Genomic DNA, 22,648 nt, shown 5'->3' with positions numbered 1-22,648 from the left:
CATCTCGCACCATCGCAGTTCTGGTTCCAATAGGTCTGTTGTTTTGGCCGATATTTTGCCAAGAGACATGAAACCGAATCTCCAATCAGGAAACAGTCCCATGAAATTCTTTGCCGATACCGCTGACATTGCCGATATAAAGGATCTGGCGGCGACTGGTTTGCTCGACGGCGTGACCACCAACCCATCGTTGATCGCCAAATCCGGCAGGGATTTCATTGAAGTCACGCGTGAAATCTGCGCCTTGACCGATGGCCCGGTGTCGGCAGAAGTCGTTGCGCTCGATCATGCGACAATGATGAAGGAAGCCGAAATCCTGCGGAAGATTGCCGACAATGTCTGCATCAAGGTGCCATTGACCATCGACGGCCTAAAGACGTGCAAGGCACTTACGTCTGAAGGCACACTGGTCAATGTGACCTTATGTTTCTCTGCCAATCAGGCGCTATTGGCCGCAAAGGCTGGTGCGACATTCGTATCGCCCTTTGTTGGCCGCCATGACGACAATGGCTTTGATGGTATGCAGCTTATCAGCGACATTCGCCTGATCTATGACAATTACGCTTTTGGTACCGAAATCCTAGTCGCCAGCGTCCGTCACGGTATCCACGTACTTGAAGCCGCAAAAATTGGTGCTGACGTGATGACTGCACCGCCGTCGGTTATCAAGGGCCTGTTCAAGCATATCCTGACGGAGAAGGGCATTGAGGGCTTTTTGGCTGATTGGGCCAAAACTGGTCAGGCGATTGGCTAATTTTTTGAGCAATAAATTAGGGCCAGGACCTAGCATTTCAGCGTCGGGGGCTATATCACCATAGTTTGCGATGCAGTCCCTATGGGCTATTGTCCGTATAGTTTTTAAAGACGGGTAGACATATCTTTACGTTTGAAGAAGCGGGCACTTCGCCTGCCGGAGCCTAAAGATGAACAAGCCCGAGAAGGTATTTCCCATGGCCCAGATCCATTATGAAGACGAAATCGGTGAGAACGGCAAAATTGTCGTTCCTGATGACGTTCAAGACGCCATTCGCACCCTAATCCGTTGGTCAGGCGATAATCCGGAGCGGGAGGGCCTGCTCGATACGCCCGCGCGCGTTGGCCGCGCATGGCGCGAATATTGCGCTGGCTATGCCGAAAATCCCGCGGCGCATTTGTCGCGCACCTTTCAGGAGGTTGGCGGTTATCATGAGCTCGTCTTGCTCAAGGACATTCCGTTCCAGTCGCATTGTGAGCATCACATGGCACCCATCATCGGCAAGGCGTCGATTGCTTATATGCCAACCGACAAGGTTGTGGGCATTTCGAAACTTGCGCGCGTTTTGCATGGCTTTGCCCAGCGGCTTCAGGTGCAGGAACGCCTGACGGCCGAAGTTGCAAACTGCATCTGGGAAAATCTCAAGCCAGAGGGCGTTGCGGTTGTTATTGAGGCGCAGCATGGTTGTATGACTGGACGCGGTGTGAAGGTGCACGGCGTTGGCATGGTAACGTCAAAACTCATTGGCTGTTTCCTGGACGATCAATCGAGCCGCAAGGAAGTCATGAGCCTGATGGGCTATTGATCACTCGATAAAAGGTTTTCAGTTATTGTTGGCGATAGCGAACTTACCCATATTTGGGGCATAGTCGCCAATCATGTTCAGGCCGGATAACAGCAATATGCCTTTTCACATTCCCTCATTTGATATGGACGCTTTCGTCCGTGCGACGCTTGCCGAAGATTTGGGTCCGACTGGCAAAGATGTCACGTCTGAAAGCGTCATTCCGGTTGATGTCCGTTTCAACGGGGTCATGGACAGTCGCGATGCCATAACCGTGGCAGGCTTACCCATCGCAGTCGCGTTTTTTCATGCGCTCGATCCGTCGATGGAGATAGAGCTGTTAGTCGAGGAGGGCGCGCAAGTGCCCGCTGACACTGACCTCATGCGCTTAAAGGGTCATGCACGGGCCATGCTCACCGCGGAACGCTCGGCGCTGAATACTGTGCAGCATCTGTCGGGCATTGCGACAATGACACGGCAATATGTCGATGCTATCGCAGGAACGGGTTGCATCCTTTTGGACACAAGAAAAACGATTCCCGGCCTTCGGCTGCTTGAAAAATACGCGACGCGCATAGGCGGTGCTACAAACCATCGCATGGGCCTTTGGGATGCAGCCATGATCAAGGACAATCATGTTGCCGTTGCAGGCGGCGTAGCTGAAGCTGTCGCCCGCGCGAAAAATGCAGGGGTTGAACGCATCATCCTTGAAGTAGACAGCATTGCGCAGATTGAACCCGGCCTGGCGGCAGGGGCAAGCCATTTGCTGCTCGACAATATGGACGCAGATATGTTGCGCGCGGCGGTAAAGCTGATCGCTGGCCGGGTGCCGACTGAGGCATCGGGCGGGGTGACGTTGGAAACGATCCGCGCCAAAGCGGAAACTGGCGTCACCTATATCTCGGTTGGCCGCCTGACCCAAAGCGCGCCTGCTGCCGACATCGGGCTGGACTTTGCGCAGGCTTAAGCTTTTCATATTTTTAGGTGTCGTGGCAGCTTTCCAGCCTGCACCGACCATGGCGCAAGCTTGGCAATGCCAACCACCCCGATTTCTTCCGCGCCCGGCCTTGGAATTGCCGCCGTCCGGTCAAATAAGGCGTACGGCCATAGATGGCTATATGCTGGCACTCAGTTGGAGCCCGGAATATTGCCGCGGGCGGATGCGCGATCCTGCGGCGCGGTTCCAATGTTCGGGTGAAATTGGGGACTTCGGTTTTGTCCTGCATGGACTGTGGCCTGAGGCCAAAGGGGCCAATTACCCGCAATATTGCCGCGCGGTTGGCGTTCTGCCCCGGCGGTCGGTCTCAGATAATATCTGCCTCAGCCCGTCCCCCCAATTGCTGCAGCATCAATGGGCAAAGCATGGCAGTTGCATGGCGGCAACGCCCGACGCCTATTTCGCGGCAGCTCGGTTGCTGTTCGAAGCGATTGAATTTCCCGACATGGCGCGGCTGTCCCGCGAACCCGAACGCGGGACACACCTGACGGCAGCAACACTGGCCGAAAGATTTGCTGATCTCAATGATGGCCTGCCCGCATATGCCATTGCCGTGCAGACCAACAGCAAAGGCTGGCTACAAGAAGTGCGCATGTGTCTTGGCAAGGATTTCAAGCCCCGGCGATGTCCGGCATTTACGCGCCGCGCCCCGGCCACAGCGCAGATAAAAATCTGGCGCGGGCGTTAGACCTAGCCCTCAATAATCCGCGTCGCAGGATGATGTTTGTCGAGATGTTTCTTGATAATCCGCAAATTCTTGCTGTTCGAACGCCAGACAAGGTCGAACGCGTCGCCGACAAAAGGAATTGCGCCAATGGCGGTATCAATACCGATATTGGCAGTCATGCGAATTAACTGCCATTTGGACATGCCCAGATTGCGGGCTTCCCATACCATATAAGCGCCCATGGCCGCGGTAACGAGGTCACCCAGCACAGGGACAAGGCCAATCACACTATCCAGCCCAAATGGAATTTTCGTGCCCGGAATAAAGAAGGCACGCTCCAATATCTTCTCAAGCGCTTCGACACGGGCGCGCACGGCATGCGGGTCATTACCCATGCCCGGCAAATCCTTGGCAATACGCGCAAATTCTTCCTGCGAAATCGGCACTGAAGCTACTCCTTTGTGCCTATGTCGGGTCACGTCCAAGATATTGCAACAGGTGCCACCCACGACCATTGGCAAAATGCCCCAGTAGGCCGGGCCGGACGACCGACCAACGCAAAGGATTTGCAATAGGGATGAAGGCAACGGTGGTCTGCAACTCGGCCTCTGCCTCCCCCAATAACTGCGCGCGCTTCGCGCTATCGGTCGTTCGGCGCGCTTCGGCCACAATCTCGTCCGCCCGTGCGCTACAGATCGTAGCAAATGTGCACGATAGCTGATCCAGATACCATGCCGGACTCGATTGTTGCGCGGTACGGTCAACGAGCAGCAAGTCATGCGGTCGGTCCATTGTCACCCGTTCAATATCAATGCCGATTGTTGCAAGGTCAGCCCGCAAACGCGCAAAGAATATCCGGCTGCCATAACCACGCGGTAAAGCAACCCGTAATGCGCGGAGCGCGCCATTCGCATTTTTCCAATTGGCGACCGTCGCAGCTGCCATCGCCCTGCGTTCTTCCATTGATGGCGCTGACCAAGCAGGCCGGGCTATACGCGCACGATTTGGTAAGCTTTCGGGAACCAAGGTAACCGTTTCCTGCCACGCCACAATATCAAACGCCGTCAATAATTTGGGGCGATCAATAGCCATAGCAATCGCCGTTCGATTTGCCGTGTCGGACAGAAAGGGTCCGTCATTAACCACCTGCAAACCGAATAATCCCGGGACCGCGTCAAATTGGATTTGATCAGCCCGTATGTTTGCCGCATCGAGCAAGGGAAAGCTGTCAAACCGTCCGCCTTCGACAAGGTCGCTTTGTCCAAGTGCATAACGGGCAAGCACCGTTGAGGCCGCGCCGCGTTGTAATGTTACCATTGCATTGCCCTGGAATTGCGCGCCTTCATCGTCGATTTCATTGCGCCGCAACTGCATAACCGGTCCAAATTTCTTGGCCTGCATCGGACCCGATCCAGCGCCCTTGCTGAGTAACCCGAACTCCGGCAAAGCGAGCAATTCCAACAGATAGGGCATAGGGGCCTTCAGCCTGATTTCCACCACCTTACCCGTCATCGCGACGACACGGTCAATGACACCCAGTTCGGCACCAAGGCGCCCCTTGCGCAATTCCCGGATGCGGGCAGTCAGAAGACGTGCAACCTCCCTTGACTCTACCTCACGCCCGTCATTCCAGAGCGCTTTATTCAGGCGAAAGATATAACTCATGCCGTCTTCGGTCACGATCCAGCGATTGGCGAGGCCGGGCGCAACGCGTCCTTTTTCATCGAAAGTGACTAGTCCTTGGGCCGTGGCAGCGCGCAGATAAGCAGACGCCAACGGCAGCGGCGTTGCGGATACATTCAAAGGCCGGGGACGATCTTCGATAACGTCAACCCGGACGCGTTCATTGTCGACGCCTTCGGAGCATCCGGCAAGTGTTGCGGACAATAACAATAACAACAACAACATCGACAGCGAGCGGATCATGCCGCCACCATAAGCCCTAAGTCCCGACGCACAATCCAAGATTCAGCGGTCAGAGCATGAGAACAGCAATATCTCGTTCGGCGCGGGCGGTAATTGCATGGCAATCGTCTTATTCATATTCTCAATGTTGGTTAGCTGGCTCTGGTCCGCGGTGCAGGTTTTTACGTCGTAGAGTTGCCGTGCCTCACGTGCAGATTGCATGGCATCATTGCCCGGCAAGAAACGCTCAATACGGTAAATATCGGTTTCTGGTGTGTAGCTTATGACGGAAATTTGCGCGTCATTGTTGGGCACAAAGCTTCGGACCCACCGGCCGCCGCTTTCGAGATATTGCGTGCGCCCGTTGATGCAACCATTGGGCTGCCACGTAAATTCAACGTCCGCAGTATCAGACATCGTGACGCGGCTACGTTCGGGTTGCAATACGCAGATTTTCGACCGCGGTTCGGCAGCAGCGGTCTTCTTTTCGGCAATCGCATCGTCTGGCATATCGGCAGTCAATGCAGCCCGGACCCGATCATCGACTTCATCGAAAGACGGGCGGGCCGCAAAAATCCCTACTGCCATTACAAAAAGCACGGCGCCGGCGGCGGTTGCGCCTTTAAAGCGGTCGCGCTGGCCACGTTCGGAAAACTGCCACGCAGCGCCACCTGCGACCGCGCTTAACACCAGCAACAGCCCGGCCAGTGCCAGATGGTTTTCCCGCTCTCCAATGACGGCATGTTCGGCGTCGCTGCGTACTTTGCCTTCACGGCTGCGTTGCAGTTCGGAGGCAACACGCGCCTCTTGCTCCATCTTGGCGCGTGTGGATGCCTCAAGTTCCGCCTCGGCGCGCGTCAATTCGGCGACGGACCGGCAATCACCCCGCACAGAACGGAACGTGACACCGCGATTGACAAGAAATGCCGACAATTCGCGCGCCGATATGGCGAAGTAAAATTCAGCGCCGCCGTCGGTGGGCACGGAACCGAAACTGTTGATACCCAGCACCCGTCCGCAGGCATCAACGATGGGCCCGCCGCTATTACCCGGAGCAATGGGTGCCGTATGCAAAAGCGATTCTACGGACTTCGACGTCCGTCCGGATGAGACCGTTCCCCGCGTTTTGACGGGTTGCTGCGGGCGGAGCACATCGGCTTCGCTCTGCTCCAAGGCCACATCGACGCTAGCGGGATAACCAATGGCAAAGACGTCCGCGCCATCCTCTGGCGTTCCTGCGAAAATGCTTGCAGGGACAAGCGCGCCAGATGTCAGTTGCAACAAGGCAAGGTCTTTACCCGGCATGCTGGCAGAAACTCTTGCGCGATAGCTTTGCGTGCCATCGGAGGGTACGATGACGATCTGCACGCTGTCGTCCACGCTGGCCATTTCAACGACATGGGCATTGGTAACGATTTTGTCGCGCGCAACAGCCACGCCAGACCCGATGCTGACGATGCTCTGCTGTCCTTCGGCAGAACTGTATACGATGACCCGCACCACGCTGCGTGATGCGGCGCTGATGTCACTTGCATCGGCAAGTGCGGGAGCAACCAATAACGGAGACAGAAAGAGGCACAACGCCGCAAGATATCGCATGAAGCTAACCATGGAAAAAAATGTGTGCATCATCTGGGTTCCGGCGCGGGGCGTTCCGCAGATGGGGTAGTCTGAATATTGGCACCATCGCGATCAAGTGTAATTTCAAACGGAACGCCGTTGACATCTGTGTTCACGGTGACGCCCTGTTTTTGGTCAATGCGAATGTCCGAATTGCCGATGTCGATCGGCAATTCCTGCAATTCAGGCAGGTCAAGCTGTTCAATCGGACCTTCTGGGTCTGGCGTCTGAGGGGTTTTTTGTCTGTTCACCGGCGCTGCATTGCGGATAGACTGCGACATGAAATCCCGCCAGATCCGCGCTGGCAACCCGCCGCCGTTAATGCCCTTTAGCGGCCTGTTGTCGTCATTACCGATCCACACCCCAACCACCAAATCGCCAGCAAAGCCGACAAATAAGGCATCGCGATTATCCTGACTGGTACCGGTTTTCCCATAGGCCGGAATCGAAAGCCGCGCGGCCCTTCCCGTGCCTTGCTTCACCGATGCCTCCAATAAATCCAGCAGCATCCCGTGCATTCGCCCACTGAAAGAACGCGGTCCGGAGAACAACCACTCAATCCAGCCTTGTTCCTCTTGTTTAAAGGCGTGCGGTTCAACAGGCCATTGGTTGCCCGCCACGCCCGCATAAGCCGCCGTCAATTCTAGCAAGGTAACGCCTGAACTGCCAAGCGCAAGGCTGGGGTCCAAAGTGAGCGGACTAAGGATGCCAAGGTCTTGCGCAGCTTTCTCCACCTGTTTGCCGTCTACTTTTTGGTACAGCCGCACGGCAGCGACGTTGCTCGATTGGGCAAAGGCTTGCTCCAACGTGATATCGCCCCGGTAGCGCAACCCGGCGTTTTTCGGGCGATAACTGCCTTCGTTAATGGGCGTATCGGCAATCATCGACTGCGGCGTCATGCCCGAACGAAGTGCCGCCAGATACACAAACAGTTTGAAGGTCGATCCGGGCTGCCGTTTGGCCTGCGTTGCACGGTTAAAGGCGGATTGTTTGTAGCTTTTGCCACCAACCATCGCGACGACCTCACCATTTGGACGCATCGCGACCAACGCGATTTGCGCATCACCAACGCCCGCGCGGGCGACAACCTTTCGGGCAATATTCTGCAAGCGGGCATCAAGGGTCGTGGTTATCCGCACGTCGGAATATCCGCTTTCGGTTAGAAGCCGCGCCTGCGGAATGGCCCAGTCGGCGAAATACGTACCGGTTGGCAATGTCTCGCGGACACGCACGTCCAGCCGCGCTACGCGGGTGGCATCAGCTTTGGCTTGGGTAATGGCCTTATTGGCCACCATGGCCCTGAGCACGAGCCCAGCCCGCTTTGCGGCACGTTCGGGGTTCTTGGTCGGGGCCAGACGTGACGGTGCCTGCACAAGGCCAGCCAGCATGACTGATTGGCTAAGCGTTAAACGCTCCGGCTGGCGATAAAAATAATGCAGGGATGCGGCGCGCAAACCGTAGACATTGTCACCAAAATAGACGTTCGACAGATACCGTCCGAGGATTTCGTCCTTTGTAAGGCGCCCCTCAAGCCAAAAGGCAATGAGCATTTCACGCGCCTTGCGGGTAAGGCTACGTTCGGGCGTGAGAAAGGTGAATTTGGCAAGCTGCTGCGTAATCGTACTGCCGCCTTGAGTCATGCCGCTGCCGAAGGCGTTCGACCATGCGGCCCGCGCCAGGCCGCGCGGATCGATGCCCCAATGCGAATAGAAACGGCGATCCTCGATCGACAAAAAAGCCTGCACCACATGCGGGGGCAATTGGGTGACGTCGACGGGTCTATCAACGATTGCCCCGTTGCGCGCGATGGGTGTGCCGTCTGACGCAAGCAATGTAATGCGCGGCGGCGCAATCGGCTGAAGCGATTTTGACAATGGTGCGGTGACCGCTAGCCAAAGCAACAGGAGAACGAACATTGCGATCATGCCCGCGATCGTTCGTCCGAACCACCACCAGCGCGTCTTGCCTAAAAACAGTCGCTTGGCCGGGGCGGGGGTAGCTTCATTCCATGGCTGCGGATCGTCGGGAAAACGCTGCGCATAGCTATCATCGAAAGCGGCAAGCCGACTGTCGATATCCGTATTTTTATCGGAAGAAGAGCGCCGGAAAAGCATCGCGTGGCTGTATTATATCGATGTAACGGTTAAGGCGAGTATATATTTGATAGTCCTCGTCATCAGCCAATCATGCCCGACCGAGATCGCCCTTGCCGACGGTTCCGCTCGCCATCTCCAACATCCGGTCGAGGCTCTTTTTCGCGGCCAAACGTACTGTTTCATCAAGCTCAATCTGCGGCGTCAGATCGCGCAAAGCGAGGTAGAGTTTCTCCATCGTATTGAGCGCCATATAAGGGCAGATATTGCACGCGCAGTTGCCGTCTGCACCGGGCGCGCCGATAAATGTCTTGCTCGGCTCCGCCTTTTCCATCTGGTGGATGATGTGCGGCTCAGTAGCGACGATCAAGGTATCGCCCTCCATCGTCTGCGCATATTGCAATATGCCACTCGTGCTGCCGACATAATCCGCATGGTCGATAATATGCGGCGGACATTCGGGGTGGGCGGCAACGGGAACACCGGAATATTGGGCCTTAAGCTTCAAAAGTTCGGTTTCCGAAAATGCCTCATGCACAATACATACGCCCGGCCACAAGAGCATGTCGCGGTTGAACTTGCGGGCAAGATAGCCGCCCAAATGCCGGTCAGGACCAAAAATGATTTTCTGCTCTGGCGGAATTTGGTTCAGGATCGTTTCGGCGCTGCTGCTGGTCACGATGATATCGGACAGCGCCTTCACTTCGGCGGAACAATTGATGTAGGTCAGCGCGATATGGTCAGGGTGGGCCTCCCGAAACGCCTTGAACTTACCGGGCGGGCACGCATCTTCCAATGAACAGCCAGCGGCCATGTCCGGCAGTATGACGGTTTTTTGCGGACTTAAAATCTTTGCGGTTTCCGCCATGAATTTCACGCCGCAAAAGGCGATTACGTCGGCGTCGGTCTCTGCCGCGCGCTTGCTCAACTCAAGGCTATCGCCCACGAAGTCTGCCAAGTCTTGAATCTCGGGCTTTTGATAATAATGCGCGAGAATGACGGCATTGCGTTCTTTTTTCAGCCGTGTGATTTCTGCGAGCAGATCAAGGCCTTGCAAGTTTTCGCGGGGCGTTGGGGCGTTCATGCGGTACTACCTTTGCCATGCCGGACCTGTTCCGGCATCTTTACTGAATGCCTATGTGGTCGATTTGGGTTCGCGAAACAAGGCTAGCTTCGGGCTCTTATCGGTTTTTTCGCGTTGGGTGCGCAAGGCCATGCCATATCATTATGATGGCTTCACTTCTCCGTTACGAGATGCCAGCCATCGCCTTGCGCCGCCACACGCCCCTGATTTTGCAAATCGATAAGGTGCGCAAGAACCGAGCGACCTGCGGCGCCAATAAGGCGTGGGTCTAAGCCTTTATACATCACGGCCACCATATTGGGAATGTGTCCCTCGCCGCCCTCCAGCAAGGTCACAATCTGGCGTTCGCGCTGGCGGCGATGACCGATCATCCCGCGCACCAATTGACGCGGGTTGTTTACCGCCGGGCCATGGGCCGGGTAATAAATGCGGTCATCGCGTTCATATAGCTTTTGCAAGCTCGCCAGATAATCGCGCATATCGCCGTCTGGCGGGCTGACAACGCTTGTCGACCATTTCATCACATGGTCGCCGGTGAACAAAGCGCCGCTTTCACGTAAAGCAAAGCAGAGATGGTTACTTGTGTGTCCCGGCGTCGCCACGGCCTCAATGGTCCAGCCATCGCCTGAAATGGCCTCTGCGTCCTGCAGGATGCGATCTGGGTGGTAATCAGGGTCAAAGGCGCTATCGGCGCGCGGACCATCATCGCGCAGCACCAAGGGCGCACAGCCAATGATCGGCGCGCCCGTTGCGGCTTTCAATGGCGCGGCGGCGGGCGAATGGTCGCGGTGGGTATGCGTACATAGGATGGCAGTTACCTTGGCATCGCCCACTGCGCGCAAGATCGCCTCCACATGGCCCTCGCCATGAATGTCTGCCGGGTCACCCATGCTTTGGCCACTCCCGACAGGTCCCGGGTCGATAACGGCGACGTCTGTCCTATTGCCGACAATCCACGTCTGCGTGCCCGTATAGGTATAAGGCGAAGCATTGGGTGCCAGAACGCGCCGCACGAGCGGCTCATGCTGCTCAATCTCGCCTGCTGTGATGGTGTCGGGCCATTTCATCCCGGCGATATGGCGCATAACGTACAAAAGAAAAAGGGGCGGCCCGTAAAAACCGCCCCGGCAGAACCGAAAAGGGATGCTGGGGGTTCTGCTATAGTTTCCCTGTTAGTTGATATTGTCCGTTTGCGTTTCGAGCTTGCGGATCTCGTTATCAAGCCTTCCCATCACATCTTTGCGCACGGCTTTGGGCATTTCTGTTGCCGAAACAATGTCACGGCGTGCCGCGCGCAAGTCCGTTAGAGCTTTGACCATGGCAATCTTGGCCTGCCGCTTCCCGCACACATCACACGGCTCGCCGCACGTCACACGGCGAACGCGCGCCTTGCTCGTGCCATCAATGCTTTTAACATCGGTGGATAGGTATTGCCCGGCGGTGCAGTTTTGGGTCATGTCCTGAATGTCGATCTTCGCTATATCGACGGCGGCATTTACGATGACTCGATTGGCCTGTGCCATTCCGCGCGTGGCCTGTGCCATTCCGCGCCCGAACTCGGCGGATGCCATGGCCGTGTCGGCCTCAATTTGTGCAATATCGGCTTCGCTCACGGCCTCGTCCGCCTCTTTGGCATAGGTTTCTGCCTCCTTGGCATCCGTTTCAGCCTCTTCGATCATCTTTTCGACTTCGCCCCGCGTCGGCGTCTTGTCGGTCCGGAAGATGAAGACCGTTCCGTCACGTTCGACCCTGGTGACCTTTTGGCCATCGCCATCATGGCCGACGATATCAACGGTTTTGCCGTCGCGCTTGACCGTTTCGGCTTTGCCATCGGCAACAGTTTCATCCTGCGCGACCACCGCAGGCACGACCGTTGCGGTTAGTGGCAGGACCAAAGCAGCGGCAGCAATTATGCCGATTTTACCAAGCAAGCGCCTTTTTGTGCTGGCATTCTTCATATTGAGCCGCCGCAATCGTTCGATAATAGTTTTTGGGGAATTTAGCGCAGTGGCAAAGGCCGGCACGCCATCAAACGCCGTGCGCGCCAATACCCTTCCATATATGACGCGGTCCTGCGTATCCTTCCCCGCCAAGACGCGCGCGTCGCATGCCGCTTCTTGGTCAATACGAAAGGCGTTCCAGCTCAGCCATGCGACCGGATTGAACCATGAAAGGCACAATAAGATGAACGCCGCCAAATTGGCAAACAGGTCGCCCGAACGGTGATGCGCCATTTCGTGCGCAATGGCGAGTTCGCGCTCCTCAGCAGAATAGCTTTTGGTAAAATCCTGCGGCACCGCAATATAGCGTTTGAACAGGCCGAAGGCGAGCGGTCCGGCCACCTGATCCGAGGCAACAACGCTGATGCCGTTGATATTTGCGATTTCAGTCGCCTCAGACAAAAGCTCGTCGCGCATAGAGGTGTAGCGGATCATCTGTATGATAAAAAACAACGTTGCGCCGCCAAGCCATAATGTCAAACCAAGCACGGTATAATCGACCGATGGCATGTTCGCCATTTGGCTCGTTGCGGAGGCCGTATTTTCCGGCGTAGCTATACCCGCAAAGATCGCGTCCCGCACATTGTCCTGTAATGCTGTCCCGCTCTCCAAATTGGGTGCAGGCGCGCCCTCCAGCGAAGGCATAAAAACGCGAGCAGCCGGAATACACCAAAGTGCATAGGCGACGCTTGGGCCAAAATGCCGCGCCACAGGCCGCCGCAGGAGCAAAACCAGCAGCATCAGCATACTGGTCACCACAAATGTGTCGAACAGCCATGCCCCCATGAAGTCCGTGCTCATGATTTCATCTCCTGCAACAATCTTTCCATTTCGGATATGTCGGCAGCGCTGAGATTTTCTTGCTCCGCCAGATGCGCGAACAATGGCATAAACTTGCCGCCAAAAAGTCGGTTCACCAGCCGCTTCGATTCATGCGCCACATAATCCTCACGACCGATGAGCGGCGAATACAGAAAGCGTCGTCCGTCGACGTGGTGCTCGACCGCTGCTTTACCGAGCAGTCGCGACAGCAAGGTTTTGACCGTGGGTAAGGACCATTCACGGTCATCCGGCAGCCGCACGGCCACGTCGGTCGCAGTCAGCGGTGCACGTTCCCACAATATTTCCATGATCGTTAATTCAGCGTCGCTGATACGTTCCGATGACATTCTTCATCCTCCGACTACACCTGTAATTGATTCGATTACAGTTGTAAACGTCCTTAGGGTCAGGACCTATTAAATCCACCTTCGCGGCGTCAAAATGGCAAAGATATCGAAGGAAAATGTCCGCCGCAGGCAGTTATTCTGCCTGCAAGGGCATTTTGCTTTGAGATCGAAGCCATTTTGGCGTCCTTCGGATTTGACCCATACTGTCCATTGCCACGTTGGCAAGCTTGGACTTAGAACCACTAAGTCCTGCGCTTGCCGCCTTGCACTGAACAGTATGGCCTCAAACCGCGAAGGTGGATTTAATAGGTCCTGACCCTAGTCAACATGCGTGAGACAATCGCCGAACTGGTTGCGACATGTCGCTTGAAAACCATCGCTGCGAAGATGCGGACTTCTCCGATTATCTCGCGTTCCCACATTTTTTCGTCCGCAAAAAAATCGCAAAAAAAAAGGCCGGAACCCGATGTGGATTCCAGCCTTTTCATTTTAATGTGTCGCGTTCAGATTAATTCGCGCCGAAGTTGATCTTCGCAGTTACGCCAAAATAACGATCGGCCTCGCGGGGGATGATGAAGCGATATGCACCGCCAGGGCCACCCGATACAATCGAAGAGGCAAAGCTTTTATCGAACAGGTTCTTAACCTGAAACGCAAGGCGCCAACCATCATTGGGATCTACCAAAGCTGCGGACAAATCGACAATCGCGTAGCCATCAACGGTTGAACCAAGGCGTACCGCTGGGTTCGCACTCGCTTCGTAAATCTGGTCTGACTGCATCGCAATCTGGCTTCCCAATTCGATATTCGCAAAGCCCGAAGTTTCGATGTCATATTGCGCGCCAAGCGACATTTTCCATTTTGGTGCATTCGCCAACGGCGTGCCCTTGGCAACCAATTGTGATGCATCCGCGCCCGGCGGCAATCGGAAAGTCTCAACCTGTGCCTTGTTGTAAGCAACGCCCCCCGAAAGGGTGAAGTTACGCGAGGGGGTAGCGACAAAGTCGAGTTCGAAGCCCTTGGTGGAGACCGAACCTGCATTTGTCAGGCGCGTGGTACGCACACCGGCCACGAAATCGGGGCCGTTCGCCTGATAATTGTTATATTTTGCATAATATGCCGCGAGGTTAACAATCAGATCGCCGTCAAGGAACGTATTTTTCAAACCCACTTCATACGCGTTGACTGTTTCTGGTGCGATAACACCCGCGCCCAGCGTCGTTAGGTTGTAGAAGATGTTATAGGCTGGCCCCTTGTAACCGCGGGTATAGCTTGCATAAGCCATGTTATTCGCAGTGAGATCGGCCTGCACGGCTGCCTTACCCGAGAGGTTATTGTTGCTAGTGCTGGTGGTGAAGGGAACGCCGTTTGACGTGCCGGCCACAAAGCCTGTCGCTGGCGCTGTTGCCACAAGACCATTATTGTAAACGCCAGCGTCGAAGTTTCCTTGCACACCTGGACCTGCGAGCGAGGTACGGCGGATATGGTTTACGTCCAGCTCGTCATGTGTGTAGCGCAAGCCACCAATCAAACGCAGGCTGTCCGATAGGTTGAACGTCGCTTGACCAAATACCGACATATTTTTGAATATCGAACCAAAGTCTGCCGTTCCAGCAGGGGTTGTGATCGTCGATGCACCCGCAGTGGTTGAGCAAGGCACGAGACCCGGTACAACCGCAGCGAGCGTTGATGCCGAACAGGTAATCACATTACGCGTGAATGTACGGTCCGATTCCGCCCTCGAATAATATGCCCCGACAACATATTCGAGGAATTCGCCAGTGGGCGAAGCAATCCGAATTTCCTGGCTAAAGGTGTTCGATGTTTGCGGACCATTATCGTGCAACTGGTTCAAACCAACATAGGGCCGGTCGAGCCAGTCACCATCGCGGATTTCAGTATTATCCCAACCACGATAGCTGGTGATCGAAGTCAGGCTATGTTCGCCCAATTCAACGTCTGCTTGCAGCGCAATGCCCCAGCTTTCTTCCTTCGTCGCGGTGACGAGGTTCTGCCGAATGTTACGTGAATCCGAACCATCAAAGCCAGTTCCAACCAGCGCCAGAGCAGCAGCATTGGTTGGCGTGTTACCAATAATTTCGGCACAGCAATCATCATCGGCTTTGCGGTAATCGGCGCGCAACGTCAGCATGACATTTTCGCCGACATCGGCCTCAATCGCGCCACGAACACTGTAATGTTCATAGCCATTGACCTTTTTGCCGGTGGTCAGATTGTTAATGTTGCCATCATAGCTTCCGTAAAATCCGGTGAAGCGCGAACGCACATTAGCACCGAGTGGCAAGTTCACCGTCGCACGGCCGCGATATTCGGATTTGGTGAAGAATGAACCTTCAACCGTCGCGCCATATTCAGCCGTTGGACGCTTCGTCACGATGCTTACAACACCGGCAGATGCATTCTTTCCGAACAATGTGCCCTGCGGTCCGCGCAACACTTCGATACGCTCAACGTCGAACAAATCTGTAAAGCCTTCGCCCGCGCGGCTCAAAACAACGCCGTCGAGAACGGCAGCGACCGAAGGTTCAGCGGCAATCGAGAAGTTGATGGTGCCAACGCCGCGCAGGAACAATGCCTGATTCAGCGACGTTCCCGCCTTACGGAAGTTCAGGCTTGGAACAAGATACTGCGCATTTTCAAGCGTAATGCCGCCATTATTGGCAACAGCCTCTCCGCCAACAACAGAAACGGCAAGCGGAATATCCTGCAAACGCTCTTCACGCTTCTGCGCGGTTACGATGATTTCTGCATTGGCCGTATCATCTTCTGCCGGGGCGGTTTGTGCCATTACGGGCAGGCTGACACCGGCCATAATTGCGGCGCTCGCGAACAACGAAGCGCGGATGAAAGACGTTTTCTTAAATTCAGAACTGAACATCATATACCTCCCTAAAAATGGCCATCCGTTTCTCAACCAAATCACTTGAGTTCGTTCAAGCAATAAAAGCTACATTGGGATATGCCTTATCAATGGCCGGGTTGTTACCAGATTGACTCAATATGTCTAGCGGTGTCATATGGCGACGATTTTTAAGTCGGGACTGTTGCAATGTTGTCATAGCGGTCACCCTGACAAGATTAAAGGAGCAAACATTGCCATTCACGGTCATGATGCGATCAGAGGGTTTTGACCTACTGCGCGATGACGTCTGCATGATGTCTCATCGCAATAAGGCGCCTGCGATTGAAGTGGGAATTGGATCACCGGACCTTGAAATGGTTCGTGGCAATTTTCGCATCGACGACATCGTTGAAACACGATTAGTGCTGGATTGCTGTGCCGAAGCAGGTGGCATCATCCGCCTTTGGAATGCGGCGCGCCCTGATGTGGTGGTTACGCTCAAGCTGACGCAGCGGGCCCAGCAATCGGCACTTGAACTGCGTTGCAGTGACCCCGCCTTCAACCGTCTTTGGATAAATATGCAATCCGAAGCGTCCGAAGCATTTTGGGGCGGCGGGGAGCAAATGTCTTATTTGCGGCTTAACGGGCGTCGCTTTCCGTTCTGGACGTCGGAGCCTGGGGTTGGCCGCGATAAGTCGACCGCGCTTACGCAGACCATGGATACCAATGGCTTGGCGGGCGGTGATTATTGGACGACCAATTATCCGCAGCCGACATGGGTGAGCAGTGCGCTGCATGCGGTGCACCTCGAAACGGCAGCCTATACTGTCCTAGATCTGACCGAAGCGGGCCGTGTTGGTGTCGAATGCTGGTCGGCCAATATGGATTTGGAGCTATTCGACGCGCCATCGCTGCCCGATCTGGTGACAAAGTTGTCCAACCGTTTCGGGCGTCAACCGCCCTTGCCAGATTGGGCGATTTCTGGGGCAATTGTCGGCCTTAAGGACGGCGCAGACACATTTGACCGCTTCGAGACTATAGCTGCCTCTGGCGCGGCGATTACGGGGCTGTGGTGCGAGGATTGGGTTGGCATCCGTCAAACAAGTTTTGGTAAGCGCCTGTTCTGGGACTGGAAATGGAATGCCGCGCGCTATCCCGACCTGCCCGCGCACATCGCTTCGCTGGCCAAACGTGGCATTCGCTTTTTGGGCTATGTGAACCCCTATCTGGCAGTGGATGGCGCGCTGTATCAAGAGGCGCTGGCCAACAATTATCTCGCATTGCGGCAGGACAGCGACACAGCCTATGCCGTCGACTTCGGAGAATTTGACGCAGGCATAGTGGATTTCACCAATCCCGACGCCGCGAACTGGTTTGCCGATCGCATCATCGGCCAAGAAATGCTCGATTTCGGGCTGTCAGGATGGATGGCCGATTTTGGCGAATATCTGCCAACCGATGTGCGCTTGTTCGACGGATCCGACCCGATGGAGGCGCATAATCGCTGGCCCGTCTTATGGGCGAAGGTGAACGCCGATGCCATCGCCTCGCGCGGCAAAACGCATGACGCGACCTTTTTCATGCGTGCAGGTTTTTCCGGCGTTCAGGCCTATTGCCCCTTATTATGGGCGGGCGACCAATGTGTCGATTTCACGCGGCATGACGGCATCAACACGGTCATAACAGCAGCCTTGTCGTCCGGCTTGTTGGGCAATGCCTATCACCATAGCGACTTGGGCGGATACACCAGCCTGCACGGCGTTGTGCGGACGGCAGAGCTCATGCACCGCTGGATCGACCTTGCCGCATTTGCCCCAGTGATGCGCAGCCATGAAGGCAATCGCCCGGCGGACAATCTGCAACTCGACAGTAGCCCGGAAATCCTCAGCCATTTTGCACGGATGAGCCAAGTCCATGCGCAGCTTGCGCCTTATGTTCGTGCGCTTTGCGACGAAGCGGCGGCAACTGGCCTGCCGCTGCAACGGCCTATGTTTCTGCATTATGACGACCCGGCATATTACGACATTCAGGACCAATATCTCTATGGTGCAGACATGATCGTGGCACCGGTCGTTGCGGAAGGCCAAGACAGCCGCTCGGTGGTGATACCCGATGGCGACTGGGTCCATCTGTGGTCGGGCAAGACCTATGGCAAAGGCACGCACGACATTGCCGCGCCGAACGGCCAACCCCCGGTCTTCACCCGCATCGACAGCAATTATGCTGACCTATTTGCGTCCATCCACATGGCGTACGCTGCATGAACCCGCGCGCCAATATACGTGATGTCGCAAAGCTAGCCGGCGTGGCGGTAAAAACCGTCAGCCGCGTGCTCAACGACCATCCTTATGTGAGCGCGTCCACCAAGGCCAAAGTGGACGCCGCCATGTCGGAGCTTGGCTTTAGCCCTAGCATCGCCGCGCGCATATTAGCAGGTACCAAATCCGGACAGATCGCTTTGATCTACGACAATCACAGCCCTTATTATATGCACCAGATCATGCAAGGATGCTGGGACCGTTGCCATCAAGAGGGCATGCGCTTAATCGCGCAGCCGGTCGATGTTGCAGACCCAGACGTCGGTGAACAGGTGCGCGGCATGGTGCGGCAAACGCATGTGGACGGCGCGATACTCTCCTCCCCCGTCACTGATTGCGTGCCTGTGCTCAACGCGCTTGAGGCGCTCAACATTCCGTTTGTGCGCATTTCGCCGGGGACCAACCATGCGTTGACCAGTTCAGTCTTCATGGATGACATGCAGGCCGCCGACGACATGACGACGAAGCTCATCAACATCGGCCATCGGCGGATCGGCTTTATCAAGGGCCACCCAAACCATAAGGCGAGTACGGAACGACAAGCGGGTTATGAACGTGCATTGGGACGCGTCGGCATATCGGTTGATTCTGACCTGATTGCCGAAGGACGGTTTGATTTTGAAAGCGGCGTATCTGCCACCGAGCAGTTCTTGTCGCTTAAGCACCCGCCAACCGCGATTTTCGCATCGAACGACGACATGGCATCGGGCGTGCTTGCGGTCGCGCATCGGCGCGGCATTCAAATCCCAGAGCAGCTTTCGGTTGTGGGCTTTGACGATACCACGCTGGCGCGTGTTGTCTGGCCGCCCTTGACGACCGTGCGCCAGCCGGTTCGCGACCTTGCTTCGACCGCCGCCGACCTGTTGTTTGGTGAAGGCGGGATTGAGCATCGTCGCCTGCCTCATGAACTTATCAGCCGCGAATCCGTGGCACCACCCTATTCCCCTTATCCAAAAAAGAGCAAAAAATCATGACGCTTCCCCTCCCTCCGCACACGCGCCCGTTGGGCAAAAGTGGTATAGAAATCTCGTCCCTAGCATGGGGCATGTGGCGCTTTGCCGGGCTTGAATTGTCCGCTGCTAGAGCCGCCATTGATGCCGCGTTTGAAGCTGGCATCACCCTGTTTGACACCGCCGATATTTACGGTTTTGGCGACCAAGGTTTTGGCAAGGCCGAAGAACTGCTTGGCCACATATTTGCGCAAGCCCCTGAATATCGCGACCGCATGATACTGGCGACCAAAGGCGGCATCACCCCGCCAACGCCTTATGACAGCAGCGTGGAATATCTGACCAAAGCGATCAATGACAGCCTGACGCGTTTGCGCACTGACCGCATCGACCTGTGGCAAATTCACCGGCCAGACGTGTTAACGCATCCCCAGGAAATCGCCCGCGCCATTGAGGATGCACATACAGCAGGCAAGATCCGCGCGTTCGGCGTGTCCAACTTTACGCAAGCGCAGATTTCGACACTGGCGCAATTTAGCCCGGTTCCCATCGTTTCGACACAACCCGAATTATCGCCCTTGCGGATCGACACCGTCGAAAATGGCGAGCTAGATCAAGCGATAGCGATGGACCTTGCGGTGATGGCATGGTCGCCATTGGGCGGCGGACGGATTGGCGACCCGCAAAATGCGCGTGAGCAAAATGTTGCTACTGCCCTTTCGGCGGTTGCGACGGCGCATGGTGTATCGCGCACGGCGGCGGCCTATAGCTGGATTATGGCGCACCCCGCCCGGCCCATCCCGATTGTCGGCTCGCAAAACCCGGCGCGCATAACCGAAGCTGCTGATGCGTTCAAAATTCAATGGACACGCGCCGATTGGTACAGCGTCCTTGTTGCCGCAAGGGGAGTGCCGCTGCCATGAACACGCCTGTCGAAGTAAGCTGGTTCTCCGCGCTTTGCGATGACGACTATGAATTTCTGGGCGTCCCCGACCCCAATTTGGCCTCCAGCTGGGAACATTGCCGCAATATCGTTTTGGCCGCCGAAAAAGGCGGGTTTGACAACATCTTGCTGCCATCGGGCTATACCCTTGGCCTGGACACCACCGCCTTTGCCAGCGCGATTGCGGCGCTAACCACGCGGATCAAATTGCTGATGGCTGTGCGTATCGGCGAAAGCTGGCCACCCCAGCTTGCGCGGCAGATCGCTACGCTGGATCAGATTTCGGGCGGGCGGTTGAACGTGAATATCATCTCGTCGGACTTGCCCGGTGACAAGATGGATTCCGAACCGCGCTATCGCCGCACGGTTGAGGCAATGCACATATTGAAGACGCTGCTGAACGGCGAACATCTGTCGATTGACGGCGAGCATTACAAGATCGACATCGACCCTCCGCGCATGAAAACAGTCAGCGGTAAATGCCCGCCGCTCTATTTTGGCGGCCTGTCACCAGCCGCCAAGGACGCCGCCGCCGAAGGTTGCGACGTATACCTCATGTGGCCCGAAACATTGCAGGGTGCCAAGGACTTGGTCGACGACATGACCGCGCGCGCAGCCAAATTCGGTCGCACGCTGAAATATGGCTTCCGCGCCCATGTCATCGTCCGCGAAACCGAGGCCGAGGCGCGCGCTTACGCCAACCGCTTGCTGTCCAAGCTTGATGCCGATCAGGGCGAGGCCATCCGGAACAAATCGCTCGACACCCAAACCTTCGGCGTTGCGCATCAGGCCGAACTGCGCGCACAAGCTGCGGCGAATGATGGTTATCTGGAGGATAATCTGTGGACCGGCATTGGCCGGGCCCGTTCAGGCTGCGGCGCGGCAATCGTTGGCGACCCAGACCAAGTGCTCGCCAAAATCAACGCCTACCGCGCGGTGGGTATCGAGGCATTCATTCTGTCCGGCTACCCCCATATCAACGAATGCGACATGTTCGCGCGCCATGTGTTGCCCCGGTTGGAACATGGACGGTTGGCGGTTTAGTAAGTCTTACCTCTTTTCTCACTTGGTCATGCTGAACTTGTTTCAGCATCCATCGTGCCACATCAACCAAAGGGTGCAGAGGCGAAATGGACCCTGGAGCCGCAGGCCTGCTTGCACAAACAAGTTCAGGGTGACGATAAGGAGGTAAAACCCACTCCCAAAAAACACCGTCGCATCCTCGCCTTCGGCTCGCCCCACCCCCGGCCCCTCCCGCCTGCGGGAGGGGAGAAGTGGTTACTCCCCCAATCCCGCCATACGTTCGGCCTGATCCTCGGCGATTAACGCGGTGATCAATTCACTTAATCCACCGCCTTCCAATATCTCGGGCAGCTTATGCAACGTCAGGTTGATCCGATGGTCCGTCACGCGGCCTTGGGGAAAGTTATAGGTGCGGATGCGCTCGGATCGGTCGCCTGAGCCAACCATCGCCTTGCGTGCCTCTGCTTCGGCCCCCTGCGCCTCCTCACGCTCTTTTTCATACATTCGGGCACGCAAGACCTGCATGGCCTGTTCCTTGTTCTTGTGCTGACTGCGTCCGTCCTGACAGGTGACGACTATTCCGGTCGGCAGGTGGGTAATGCGTACGGCAGAATCCGTCGTGTTCACATGCTGTCCACCCGCACCCGACGCACGGTAAACGTCGATTTTCAGGTCGCGCGCCTCGATCTGGATATCCACTTCCGTCGGCTCAGGCAGAACCGCCACCGTTGCCGCGCTGGTGTGAATCCGCCCGCCGCTTTCGGTCACGGGCACGCGCTGCACACGGTGGACGCCGCTTTCATATTTCAGCTTGGCAAATACGCCCGTGCCTTTGATCGCGACGACCACTTCTTTATAGCCACCCACATCGGAGGCGCTGACCGAAATCGGCTCAATCTTCCACCCCTGCCCCGCGGCATAGCGTTCATACATGCGGTACAGATCACCTGCGAATAACGCAGCCTCATCGCCGCCCGTGCCCGCACGAATTTCCAGCATCGCAGGGCGGTCATCGGCAGAATCGCGCGGCAGCAACGAAATAGCGAGCGACGTCTCCGCGTTCGACAACTGCTGCGTTACAACGTCCAGCTCCTCAACCGCCATCGCATGCAAATCAGGGTCGGAATTATCCTGCGCCATAGCGCCAAGCGTTTCGATTTCCGTGCGCAAGCGCCGGACTTCGGCTGCGGCCTTGGCCACAGGCTCCAACTCGGCATATTCGCGCGAGGCGGCGACAAACGCGTCGCCCTCCAACTGCCCAGAAGCCATCCGCGCCTCAAGTTCGGAAAAGCGCGATTCAATCATCGCGATGCGGTGTGGGGAGATTTTCAAGTCACGCCCCCAATACCCAAAAATTGTCATTCCCGCGAAAGCGGGAACCCATGGTCTCATATTTCCGCACGCTATACGATTTTAGTTCGCACGAAGACACGAAGACCCGAAGCAACTTCTTTATGCCTTCGTGCCTTTGTGCGAAC

Annotated in this window: 18 protein-coding genes; 8 read left to right on the top strand and 10 right to left on the bottom strand. The window is 56.1% G+C overall.

What is annotated here, in order from left to right; genetic code table 11:
* Positions 1–100: 100 nt before the first annotated feature.
* From fsa to HEQ34_RS09420, 4 genes are all read left to right on the top strand, one after another.
* Positions 101–754, top strand: a complete 654-nt coding sequence (fsa, locus tag HEQ34_RS09435; protein ID WP_296199952.1) for a fructose-6-phosphate aldolase — start codon at positions 101–103, stop codon at positions 752–754.
* Between the two features lie 196 nt (positions 755–950).
* Positions 951–1,559, top strand: coding sequence for a GTP cyclohydrolase I FolE (folE, locus tag HEQ34_RS09430; RefSeq protein WP_296200000.1), 609 nt, complete (start codon positions 951–953; stop codon positions 1,557–1,559).
* Positions 1,560–1,656: 97 nt separating this feature from the next.
* Complete coding sequence (nadC, locus tag HEQ34_RS09425; protein WP_296199951.1) at positions 1,657–2,505, top strand: carboxylating nicotinate-nucleotide diphosphorylase; 849 nt, start codon at positions 1,657–1,659, stop codon at positions 2,503–2,505.
* 151 nt (positions 2,506–2,656) lie between these two features.
* Positions 2,657–3,223 (top strand): ribonuclease T, encoded by a 567-nt coding sequence (locus HEQ34_RS09420; protein ID WP_296199950.1) that lies wholly within the window; start codon positions 2,657–2,659, stop codon positions 3,221–3,223.
* Between the two features lie 2 nt (positions 3,224–3,225).
* Here the strand turns inward: HEQ34_RS09420 and HEQ34_RS09415 are convergent, their stop codons facing one another.
* The 9 genes from HEQ34_RS09415 to HEQ34_RS09375 form a co-directional block, all read right to left on the bottom strand.
* Positions 3,226–3,648: a DUF4112 domain-containing protein gene (locus HEQ34_RS09415; protein WP_296199949.1), complete on the bottom strand. Its 423-nt coding sequence runs from the start codon at positions 3,646–3,648 to the stop codon at positions 3,226–3,228.
* 19 nt (positions 3,649–3,667) lie between these two features.
* Positions 3,668–5,128, bottom strand: coding sequence for an ABC transporter substrate-binding protein (locus HEQ34_RS09410; RefSeq protein WP_296199948.1), 1,461 nt, complete (start codon positions 5,126–5,128; stop codon positions 3,668–3,670).
* Between the two features lie 42 nt (positions 5,129–5,170).
* Positions 5,171–6,739 carry a serine protease gene (locus HEQ34_RS09405; protein ID WP_296199947.1) on the bottom strand — a complete coding sequence of 523 codons (1,569 nt, stop codon included), beginning with the start codon at positions 6,737–6,739 and terminating at the stop codon, positions 5,171–5,173.
* On the bottom strand, positions 6,736–8,841 hold the full coding sequence (locus HEQ34_RS09400) for a transglycosylase domain-containing protein (protein ID WP_296199946.1): 2,106 nt from the start codon (positions 8,839–8,841) through the stop codon (positions 6,736–6,738). Before HEQ34_RS09400 ends, HEQ34_RS09405 begins: the two co-directional genes overlap by 4 nt.
* A 70-nt stretch (positions 8,842–8,911) precedes the next feature.
* Positions 8,912–9,904: a quinolinate synthase NadA gene (nadA, locus tag HEQ34_RS09395; protein ID WP_296199945.1), complete on the bottom strand. Its 993-nt coding sequence runs from the start codon at positions 9,902–9,904 to the stop codon at positions 8,912–8,914.
* A 152-nt stretch (positions 9,905–10,056) separates the two neighbouring features.
* Entirely contained in the window at positions 10,057–10,971 is a 915-nt protein-coding gene (locus tag HEQ34_RS09390) for an MBL fold metallo-hydrolase (protein WP_296199999.1), read from the bottom strand.
* A 105-nt stretch (positions 10,972–11,076) separates the two neighbouring features.
* A complete protein-coding gene (locus tag HEQ34_RS09385; protein WP_296199944.1) occupies positions 11,077–12,705 on the bottom strand; it encodes a M56 family metallopeptidase in 1,629 nt (542 codons plus the stop codon).
* Positions 12,702–13,073 (bottom strand): BlaI/MecI/CopY family transcriptional regulator, encoded by a 372-nt coding sequence (locus tag HEQ34_RS09380; RefSeq protein WP_296199943.1) that lies wholly within the window; start codon positions 13,071–13,073, stop codon positions 12,702–12,704. The genes HEQ34_RS09385 and HEQ34_RS09380 overlap by 4 nt, the downstream gene beginning before the upstream one ends.
* Positions 13,074–13,581: 508 nt before the next feature.
* Positions 13,582–15,975 carry a TonB-dependent receptor gene (locus tag HEQ34_RS09375; protein ID WP_296199942.1) on the bottom strand — a complete coding sequence of 798 codons (2,394 nt, stop codon included), beginning with the start codon at positions 15,973–15,975 and terminating at the stop codon, positions 13,582–13,584.
* Positions 15,976–16,187: 212 nt separating this feature from the next.
* Here HEQ34_RS09375 and HEQ34_RS09370 point away from each other — a divergent pair, with 212 nt between their 5' ends.
* The 4 genes from HEQ34_RS09370 to HEQ34_RS09355 are packed head-to-tail and all read left to right on the top strand — an operon-like array spanning position 16,188 to position 21,191.
* A complete protein-coding gene (locus HEQ34_RS09370) occupies positions 16,188–18,200 on the top strand; it encodes an alpha-glucosidase (protein ID WP_296199941.1) in 2,013 nt (670 codons plus the stop codon).
* Positions 18,197–19,228 (top strand): LacI family DNA-binding transcriptional regulator, encoded by a 1,032-nt coding sequence (locus HEQ34_RS09365; RefSeq protein ID WP_296199940.1) that lies wholly within the window; start codon positions 18,197–18,199, stop codon positions 19,226–19,228. Before HEQ34_RS09370 ends, HEQ34_RS09365 begins: the two co-directional genes overlap by 4 nt.
* A complete protein-coding gene (locus tag HEQ34_RS09360; protein ID WP_296199939.1) occupies positions 19,225–20,127 on the top strand; it encodes an aldo/keto reductase in 903 nt (300 codons plus the stop codon). Before HEQ34_RS09365 ends, HEQ34_RS09360 begins: the two co-directional genes overlap by 4 nt.
* On the top strand, positions 20,124–21,191 hold the full coding sequence (locus HEQ34_RS09355; protein ID WP_296199938.1) for an LLM class flavin-dependent oxidoreductase: 1,068 nt from the start codon (positions 20,124–20,126) through the stop codon (positions 21,189–21,191). The genes HEQ34_RS09360 and HEQ34_RS09355 overlap by 4 nt, the downstream gene beginning before the upstream one ends.
* Positions 21,192–21,425: 234 nt before the next feature.
* Here HEQ34_RS09355 and prfA read toward each other — a convergent pair whose 3' ends face one another.
* Entirely contained in the window at positions 21,426–22,502 is a 1,077-nt protein-coding gene (gene prfA / locus HEQ34_RS09350) for a peptide chain release factor 1 (RefSeq protein WP_296199937.1), read from the bottom strand.
* Between the last annotated feature and the right edge of the window lie 146 nt (positions 22,503–22,648).

The organism is Sphingorhabdus sp. (assembly GCF_023910635.1).
Classification (GTDB): Bacteria; Pseudomonadota; Alphaproteobacteria; order Sphingomonadales; family Sphingomonadaceae; genus Sphingorhabdus_B.
The sequence above is the reverse complement of the archived record's forward strand: the minus strand, read 5'-3'. Positions and strand labels throughout refer to the sequence as shown.

What these genes read in the sequence shown, in the direction of transcription:
- nadA (WP_296199945.1), bottom strand. Translation starts at nt 9,904, where the DNA reads ATGAACGCCCCAACGCCCCGCGAAAACTTGCAAGGCCTTGATCTGCTC.
- HEQ34_RS09360 (WP_296199939.1), top strand. Translation starts at nt 19,225, where the DNA reads ATGACGCTTCCCCTCCCTCCGCACACGCGCCCGTTGGGCAAAAGTGGT.
- HEQ34_RS09390 (WP_296199999.1), bottom strand. Translation starts at nt 10,971, where the DNA reads ATGAAATGGCCCGACACCATCACAGCAGGCGAGATTGAGCAGCATGAG.
- HEQ34_RS09375 (WP_296199942.1), bottom strand. Translation starts at nt 15,975, where the DNA reads ATGATGTTCAGTTCTGAATTTAAGAAAACGTCTTTCATCCGCGCTTCG.
- HEQ34_RS09380 (WP_296199943.1), bottom strand. Translation starts at nt 13,073, where the DNA reads ATGTCATCGGAACGTATCAGCGACGCTGAATTAACGATCATGGAAATA.
- HEQ34_RS09365 (WP_296199940.1), top strand. Translation starts at nt 18,197, where the DNA reads ATGAACCCGCGCGCCAATATACGTGATGTCGCAAAGCTAGCCGGCGTG.
- HEQ34_RS09385 (WP_296199944.1), bottom strand. Translation starts at nt 12,705, where the DNA reads ATGAGCACGGACTTCATGGGGGCATGGCTGTTCGACACATTTGTGGTG.
- HEQ34_RS09420 (WP_296199950.1), top strand. Translation starts at nt 2,657, where the DNA reads ATGCTGGCACTCAGTTGGAGCCCGGAATATTGCCGCGGGCGGATGCGC.
- folE (WP_296200000.1), top strand. Translation starts at nt 951, where the DNA reads ATGGCCCAGATCCATTATGAAGACGAAATCGGTGAGAACGGCAAAATT.
- nadC (WP_296199951.1), top strand. Translation starts at nt 1,657, where the DNA reads ATGCCTTTTCACATTCCCTCATTTGATATGGACGCTTTCGTCCGTGCG.
- HEQ34_RS09355 (WP_296199938.1), top strand. Translation starts at nt 20,124, where the DNA reads ATGAACACGCCTGTCGAAGTAAGCTGGTTCTCCGCGCTTTGCGATGAC.
- HEQ34_RS09405 (WP_296199947.1), bottom strand. Translation starts at nt 6,739, where the DNA reads ATGATGCACACATTTTTTTCCATGGTTAGCTTCATGCGATATCTTGCG.
- fsa (WP_296199952.1), top strand. Translation starts at nt 101, where the DNA reads ATGAAATTCTTTGCCGATACCGCTGACATTGCCGATATAAAGGATCTG.
- HEQ34_RS09410 (WP_296199948.1), bottom strand. Translation starts at nt 5,128, where the DNA reads ATGATCCGCTCGCTGTCGATGTTGTTGTTGTTATTGTTATTGTCCGCA.
- HEQ34_RS09400 (WP_296199946.1), bottom strand. Translation starts at nt 8,841, where the DNA reads ATGCTTTTCCGGCGCTCTTCTTCCGATAAAAATACGGATATCGACAGT.